This is a genomic window from Sphingomonas sp. 66-10 (assembly GCF_001897045.1).
GTDB classification, from domain to species: Bacteria; Pseudomonadota; Alphaproteobacteria; order Sphingomonadales; family Sphingomonadaceae; genus Sphingomonas; species Sphingomonas lycopersici.
On record NZ_MKRR01000030.1, the window covers coordinates 57,417 to 65,060 of the forward strand.

At 68.3% G+C, this 7,644-nt stretch carries 7 protein-coding genes; all 7 read left to right on the forward strand.

Annotated features, from left to right (window positions below):
• On the forward strand, window positions 1-350 hold a 350-nt coding region (locus BGN95_RS03860; RefSeq protein WP_502688246.1), incomplete at its 5' end, for a glutamate ligase domain-containing protein.
• A gap of 2 nt (window positions 351-352) precedes the next feature.
• Window positions 353-1,423, forward strand: a complete 1,071-nt coding sequence (gene mraY / locus BGN95_RS03865; RefSeq protein WP_179510776.1) for a phospho-N-acetylmuramoyl-pentapeptide-transferase — start codon at window positions 353-355, stop codon at window positions 1,421-1,423.
• 163 nt (window positions 1,424-1,586) lie between these two features.
• Complete coding sequence (gene murD, locus BGN95_RS03870; protein ID WP_286771672.1) at window positions 1,587-2,870, forward strand: UDP-N-acetylmuramoyl-L-alanine--D-glutamate ligase; 1,284 nt, start codon at window positions 1,587-1,589, stop codon at window positions 2,868-2,870.
• Window positions 2,867-4,099, forward strand: coding sequence for an FtsW/RodA/SpoVE family cell cycle protein (locus BGN95_RS03875; protein WP_265269063.1), 1,233 nt, complete (start codon window positions 2,867-2,869; stop codon window positions 4,097-4,099). The genes murD and BGN95_RS03875 overlap by 4 nt, the downstream gene beginning before the upstream one ends.
• A complete protein-coding gene (gene murG / locus BGN95_RS03880; RefSeq protein WP_265269064.1) occupies window positions 4,096-5,241 on the forward strand; it encodes an undecaprenyldiphospho-muramoylpentapeptide beta-N-acetylglucosaminyltransferase in 1,146 nt (381 codons plus the stop codon). Before BGN95_RS03875 ends, murG begins: the two co-directional genes overlap by 4 nt.
• A complete protein-coding gene (gene murC / locus BGN95_RS03885) occupies window positions 5,238-6,653 on the forward strand; it encodes a UDP-N-acetylmuramate--L-alanine ligase (protein WP_179510780.1) in 1,416 nt (471 codons plus the stop codon). Before murG ends, murC begins: the two co-directional genes overlap by 4 nt.
• A complete protein-coding gene (gene murB, locus BGN95_RS03890; protein WP_265314433.1) occupies window positions 6,650-7,549 on the forward strand; it encodes a UDP-N-acetylmuramate dehydrogenase in 900 nt (299 codons plus the stop codon). The genes murC and murB overlap by 4 nt, the downstream gene beginning before the upstream one ends.
• Window positions 7,550-7,644 lie beyond the last annotated feature (95 nt).

Here is a 7,644-nt window from a genome sequence, read left to right on the forward strand (position 1 = left end):
ACCCCGCCTCGATGGCGGCGACGCTGGCGGTGCTGGCGCACGAGCCAGGGCGGCATGTCGCGGTGCTGGGCGAAATGCGCGAACTGGGCGAGGCGAGCGACGCCTATCACGCCGCCTTGGCCGAGCCGGTGCTGGCCGCGCACGTCGAAACGGCGCTGCTGGTCGGCGAAAAGATGACACCGCTGGCGGAGGCCCTTGAGGGGCGCGTCGATTTCGTCCATGTGCCCGATGCCGCAAGCGCGCTGGATCGTCTGGCTCAGATGATCGCGCCGGGCGATGCGGTGCTCGTCAAGGGATCGAACGGAGTCGGGTTGTCGCGCGTCGTCGCGGCGCTCGCCGGGGGCGTGTAAAAGTGTTGTACCTGATCGCCGAGAGCCTCGGTTTCCCGAGTGTCCTCAATCTCATCCGCTATCTTTCCTTCCGTACCGGCGGCGCGGTGGCGACGGCCCTGTTCATCGGGCTGATCATCGGGCCGAAGTTCATCGGCTGGCTGCGCGTGCGGCAGGGCAAGGGCCAGCCGATCCGCGCCGACGGGCCGCAGACCCATCTCGCCAAGCGCGGTACGCCGACGATGGGCGGGCTGATGATCCTCACCAGCCTCAGCCTCGCGATCCTGATCTGGATGGATCTCAGGAATCCGTTCGTCTGGGCCAGCCTGTTCGTGACGCTCGGCTTCGGCGCGATCGGGTTCATGGACGATTACGACAAGGTGACCAAGGCGACCACCGCCGGGATACCGGGGCGGGTGCGGCTGCTGCTCGAATTCCTCATCGCGGGCGCCGCGGCGTGGATCATCAGCCAGGAGAACGGCACCGGGCTGTTCCTGCCGTTCACCAACCGTTACTATCTGGAATTGGGGTATCTTTACCCGCTGTTCGCCGCCTTCACGATCGTATCGTTCGGCAATGCGGTCAATCTGACCGACGGGCTCGACGGGCTGGCGACGATGCCGGTGATCATCGCCGCGGTGGCGTTCATGATCATCGCCTATCTCGCCGGCAACGTGAAGTTCGCCGATTATCTTGGCATTCCGCACGTGCCGCGCGCGGGCGATCTGGCGATATTCTGCGGCGCGATGGTCGGGGCGGGGCTCGCCTTCCTCTGGTATAATGCGCCGCCCGCGGCGGTGTTCATGGGCGATACCGGCAGCCTCGCGCTCGGCGGGGCGCTGGGGACGATCGCGGTGATCGCGCATCACGAGATCGTGCTGGGGATCATCGGCGGGCTGTTCGTGGTCGAGGCCTTGTCGGTGATCATCCAGGTCGCGGTGTACAAGCGCACCGGCAAACGCGTGTTCCGCATGGCGCCGATTCACCACCATTTCGAGCAATTGGGCTGGAGCGAGCCGACTGTGGTGATCCGATTCTGGATCATCGCCTTGGTGCTCGCGCTTGCCGGGCTGTCGACGTTGAAGCTGCGGTGAAAAGGATGCGCACATCCTTTTCACTGCATCCCCGCGCAGGCGGGGATCTCATGCCGCAAGCACATGCGACCACCCCGGCGCAGGCCGGGGTCCAGCATCGGGCCGGTCGTACCTGGACCCCGTCCTTCGCCGAGGTGGTTACAGGGTGCGGGAGAACGGGCGCATGATCGTCTCCTCCTCCTGGCGCGGCAAACGTTATGCGGTGCTCGGTCTCGCGCGGACCGGCGTGGCGACGGTGCGCGCGCTGGTCGCGGGTGGCGCCGACGTCACCGCCTGGGACAGCAACGCCGACCGGCGCGAGGGGATAGAAGGCGCGACGATCGCCGATCTCGATACGATCGACCTCGCCGGGTTCGACGCGCTGGTCGTCTCCCCCGGGGTCCCGCTCAACACCCACCCGCTCGCGGCCAAGGCGCGCGCGGCGGGGGTGGCGATCACCGGCGATATCGAGCTGTTCGCCGAGGCGCGCGCCGAGCTGCCGCCGCATAAGGTGGTCGGCATCACCGGCACCAACGGCAAATCGACCACCACCGCGCTCGTCACGCATATTCTGAAGCAGGCCGGCATCCCCGCGCTAATGGGGGGCAATATCGGTCTGCCGATCCTCGCGCAGGCGCCGCTACCGGTCGGCGGGGTCTATGTGCTCGAACTGTCGAGTTATCAGATCGATCTGACCCACAGCCTCGACTGCGATGTCGCGGTGCTGCTCAACCTCACCCCCGATCATCTCGATCGCTACGACGGCTTCGCCGGCTATGCCGCGTCCAAGGCACGGCTGTTCGCGATGCAGTCGCCCGTGCATGAGGCGGTGATCGGGATCGGCGACGTGCCCTCGGCCGAGATCGCCCGGTCATTGTCGGCGCGCGCCGAGCACCTCACCAAGATCGCGCCGGGCGTATGCCTCGATCAGTCGCGCTGGCCGAGCCTGCAAGGGCCGCATAATGCGCAGAACGCGCTCGCCGCGATCGCGGTGGCCAAGGCGCTGGGCGTCGACGAAGCGACGATCGATCGCGCGCTGGAGAGTTTCGCCGGCCTCCCGCATCGCATGGAAAAGGTGGGGGAAGTGCGCGGCGTCGCGTATGTCGACGACAGCAAGGCGACCAATCCCGAAAGTACCGCGCCGGCGCTCGGCGCCTTTCCGCGGGTGCATTGGATCGTCGGCGGGCGCGCCAAGGGCGACGATCTCGACGCCTGCCGCCCGTGGTTCGATCATGTCGTCCGTGCCTATACGATCGGCGAGGCCGGGGCGCGGTTCGCCGCGATCCTGCGCGACGTGATACCGGTCGAGGAAGCGGGGACGCTGGCGACGGCGGTGGAGCGCGCGGCGCAGGCGGCGCAGCCGGGGGAAACCGTGCTGCTGTCGCCCGCGGCGGCTTCCTTCGATCAGTTCCGCGACTATGAGCATCGCGGACAGGCATTTCGCGACGCGGTGGGGGCGCTGGCATGAGCGAGGAAAAGGCCGAGATCCTGAACGAGGCGGGGCTCCGTGCGCGGCTCAAGGGGCGCGGCGGGCGCGGCGATCGTTCGCCGCTCGGCACGTGGTTCTGGGATACCGATCGCGTATTGCTGCTGCTGACGCTCGGGCTGATCGCGGTCGGGCTGCTCGCGGTGGCGGCGGCGAGCCCGGCGAGCGCGGTGCGCTATTCGGGCGAGCATATGAAATTCCCGCCGCTCTATTATTTCTGGCGGCAGGTGATGTGGGTGGCGGTATCGCTGCCGGTGCTGTTCGTCACCTCGATGCTGCCGGTCAACACCGCGCGGCGGCTCGCGGTGCTCGGCTGCGGCGTGTTCGCGGGGCTGCTCGCGCTCACCCCGCTGATCGGCGTGACGGTGAACGGCGCGCGGCGCTGGATCGGCTTCGGCGTCGCGCAATTCCAGCCGTCCGAATTCCTCAAGCCGTGCTTCATCGTCACGATCGCCTGGCTGCTCTCGCTGCGCGCGCGCGACCAGGACCTGCCGGTCACCACGATCACCTTTGCGATCACCGTCGCGGTGGCGGGGATGCTGATGCTCCAGCCCGATCTGGGGCAGACGATCATCTTCTGCGCGGTGTGGCTGGCGCTGCTGATGATCGCGGGCACGCCGATGCGGACGATCGCGGGCTTCGTCGCGATGGCCCCCGCGGCGCTGGTCGCGGCCTATATCTTCTACGGCACCGCGCGCGCGCGGATCGACGCCTTTCTGTTCCCCGATGCCGAGGGGACGGGGGCGAGCGACCATTTCCAGACCAACGCCGCGCATGCCACGCTCACCGCCGGCGGGTGGACCGGCACCGGCCCCGGCGGCGGCACGGTGAAATTCGGGCTTCCCGAAGCGCACACCGACTATATCTACTCGGTCATCGGCGAGGAGTTCGGGTTGATTGCGTGTATGGTGATCGCGGTGACGTTTCTGGCGATCGTGGTGCGCGTCTTCGTGAAACTGCTCGACGAACAGGATAATTTCAAATTGCTCGCGGCCGGCGGGCTCGCCACGCAGTTCGGCGCGCAGGCGCTGGTCTCGATGGCGGTCAACACCGGCCTCGCGCCGTCAAAGGGCATGACGTTGCCGTTCATCAGTTATGGCGGTTCATCGATGGTCGCGCTGTCGATCGGGATGGGCCTGTTGCTTACCTTCACGCGGCGCAATCCGTTCCTGCTGCGCAGCCCCTATGTCACGCGCTGGGGGCCGCTATGACGCGCCCGCGGCACTTCGTTCTCGCGGCGGGCGGTACGGGCGGGCACATGGTGCCCGCTGCTGCATTAGCCGAAGAACTGATCCGGCGCGGGCATCGCGTCGCTCTGGTGTCCGACGAACGCGGGGTGCGCTTCCCCGGGCTGTTCGACGGGGTACAGACGCATGTGCTGCCCGCCGGGCGGTTCAGCGGCGGCCCGGTCGGCTGGGCCAAGGCGGCGCGCGAGATGTGGCGTGGCCGGGCGATGGCGCGCCAGCTCTATCGCACCTTCACCCCGGCGGCGGTGATCGGTTTCGGCGGCTATCCCGCTTTCCCGGCGCTGGCGGCGGCGTTCGCCGAGAAGATCCCGACCGCGATCCACGAGCAGAATGCGGTGCTCGGGCGGGTCAACCGGCTGGTCGCGGCGCGGGTCGATGCGATCGCCACCTCTTATGCCGAGACCCAGCGATTGAAGCCGAAACTGCTCGGCAAGACGCATTGCGTCGGCAATCCGGTGCGCGACAATGTCCTCGCGCTGCGGGCGAAGCCTTATCCGCTGCTCGAGGAGGACGGCATCTTCCGTGTCCTCGTCACCGGCGGGTCGCAGGGGGCGAGCGTGCTGAGCCAGGTGGTGCCCGACGGGCTCGCGCTGCTCCCGGTCGCCTTTCGTCGCCGGCTGCAGGTGACGCATCAGGCGCGGATCGAGGATATCGACGCCGCGCGCGCCAAATATGCCGAGCTCGATATCGCCGCCGATCTCGCGACCTATCTCCCCGACCTGCCCGAACATCTCGGCTGGGCGCATGTCGTGATCGCGCGTGCCGGCGCCTCGACGATCGCCGAACTGACCGTCGCCGGGCGCCCCGCGATCCTCGTGCCCTTGCCCTCGGCGACCGACGACCACCAGACCGCCAATGCGCGCGAGATGACGCTTGCGGGCGGTGCGCGGACGATCGCGCAGCGCCAGTTCACCCCGTCGGAACTCGCCAAGCAGATGCAGAAACTCGGTCTCGATCCTGAAGCGCTCGAAAATGCCGCGGGTCGCGCCCGCGCCTGCGGCAAGCCCGATGCGGCGCGCGATCTGGCCGATCTGGTCGAAAGCCTCGACGCGCCGAGCATCGCGCTCCCGGTCGGCCCGGTGGTGCGCAAGGAGGCGTTCGCGTGAAGGGCGTCCCCACCAATATCGGCACGATCCATTTCGTCGGCATCGGCGGGATCGGCATGTCGGGGATCGCCGAGGTGATGAACAACCTCGGCTATGCGGTGCAGGGCTCGGACGTCGCCGAAGGCTATGTCGTCGAGGGGCTGCGCGCCAAGGGCATCGCGGTCGCGATCGGGCATAAGGCGGAAAATCTCGGCGATGCGGCGGTGGTCGTCACCTCCACCGCGATCAAGCGCGGCAACCCCGAGGTCGAGGCTGCGCTCGAACGCCGCATCCCGGTGGTGCGCCGCGCGGAGATGCTCGCCGAACTGATGCGGCTCAAATCGACCGTCGCGGTGGCGGGGACGCACGGCAAGACCACCACCACCTCGATGGTCGCGGCGCTGCTCGATGCGGGCGGGGTCGATCCGACCGTGATCAACGGCGGGATCATCAACAGCTATGGCAGCAACGCCCGGCTGGGCGACAGCGACTGGATGGTGGTCGAGGCCGACGAAAGCGACGGCAGCTTCCTGCGGCTCGACGGCACGATCGCGGTGGTCACCAATATCGATCCCGAGCATCTCGATCATTACGGGGATTTCGAACGCGCTAAGGCGGCTTATGCCGAATTTATCGAAAACGTGCCCTTCTATGGCGCGGCGCTGCTGTGCCTCGATCACCCCGAGGTGCAGGCGCTGATCCCACGGGTGCGCGACCGGCGCATCGTGACCTATGGCTTCGCCGCCTCGGCCGACGTGCGCGGGGTGAATGTCGTGCCTTATCCCGGCGGCAATCGCTTCGAGGCGATCATCCGCCACCGCGACGGCACCGCGCGCTCGATCGAGCATATCGATCTGCCGATGCCCGGCCGCCACAATGTCCAGAATGCGCTGGCAGCGATCGGCGTCGCGCTCGAACTCGGTATCGACGATGCGACGATCCAGAAGGGGTTCGAGAAGTTCGGCGGGGTCAAGCGCCGCTTCACCAAGGTCGGCGAGGTGCGGGCGGACGACGGCGTGGCGACGATCATCGACGATTACGGCCACCACCCGGTCGAGATCCGCGCGGTGCTCGCGGCGGCGCGCGAGAGCGCGGCAGGGCGGGTGATCGCGGTGGTCCAGCCGCACCGCTACACGCGGCTCGCCAATCTGATGGACGACTTCCAGAGCGCGTTCAACGACGCCGACATGGTCTATGTCACCCCGGTCTATGCCGCGGGCGAGGCGCCGGTCGAGGGCGCCGATGCCGAGGCGCTGGTCGAGGGGCTCAAGCGGCGCGGGCATCGCGCGGCGGCGACGGTGGCTGATGCCGATGCGCTCGCTGACGTGCTCGCGGGCGCGGTGCGCGGCGGGGACCAGATCGTCTGCCTCGGCGCGGGCGATATCACCAAATGGGCCGCCGGGCTCGGCCCCGCGATCGACGCGCGACGATGAGCGTCGCCCTCGCCTTGCCCGAGGTCGCCGGCCGGCTGACCCCCGATGCGCCGCTTGCGCCGCTCGTTTGGTTCAAGGCGGGCGGCGCGGCGCAATGGCTGTTCGAGCCGAAGGACGCCGACGATCTTTCGCGCTTCCTGTCGCGGCTCGATCCGGCGGTGCCGGTGATGGCGCTGGGGCTCGGCTCCAACCTGATCGTGCGCGACGGCGGGGTGCCCGGCGTGGTGGTGCGGCTCGGTAAGCCCTTCGCCAGGGTCGAGGCGATCGATGCGACGACGCTGGTCTGCGGCGGCGGGGCGAGCGGCATCCTCGTATCCTCCACCGCGCGCGACGCGGGGATCGCGGGGGTGGAGTTCCTTCGCTCGATCCCCGGCACGGTCGGCGGGTTCGTTCGGATGAACGGCGGCGCGTACGGCAGCGAGACCGCGGATATCCTCGTCGAATGCGAGGTGGTGCTGCGCTCGGGCGAGCGGCGCGTGCTGGAGGTGGCCGAGCTTGGCTATACCTATCGCCATTCCGACCTGCCCGAAGGCGCGGTGGTGGTGAGCGCCACCTTGCGCGGGCGGCCCGGCGAGCCGGCGGCGATCCAGGCGGAGATGGACCGTATCGCCGCGTCGCGCGAAGCCTCGCAGCCGCTGCGTTCCAAGACCGGGGGCTCGACCTTCAAGAACCCGCCGGGTGAGAAGGCATGGGCGCTGGTCGATTCCGCGGGTTGCCGGGGGTTGCGCATCGGCGACGCGCAGGTAAGCGAGAAGCATACCAATTTCCTCATCAACCTCGGCGGCGCGACCAGCGCCGATATCGAGGCCTTGGGCGAGGAAGTGCGCGCGCGGGTGAAGGCCAAAAGCGGCGTCGCGCTCGAATGGGAAATCCAGCGGGTCGGGGTGGCGAAATGATGCGCGCCGTCCATCCGTGGAGCAAGAAAGGGCAGGGCTTCGCCAAGCTCAGCCCGAACGATATTTGCGGTGGGGCTATCGCTCATCCCGTTCGC

Coding starts and splice junctions, on each gene's coding strand:
- murB (WP_265314433.1), top strand. CDS start 6,650: ATGAGCGTCGCCCTCGCCTTGCCCGAGGTCGCCGGCCGGCTGACCCCC.
- BGN95_RS03875 (WP_265269063.1), top strand. CDS start 2,867: ATGAGCGAGGAAAAGGCCGAGATCCTGAACGAGGCGGGGCTCCGTGCG.
- murG (WP_265269064.1), top strand. CDS start 4,096: ATGACGCGCCCGCGGCACTTCGTTCTCGCGGCGGGCGGTACGGGCGGG.
- murD (WP_286771672.1), top strand. CDS start 1,587: ATGATCGTCTCCTCCTCCTGGCGCGGCAAACGTTATGCGGTGCTCGGT.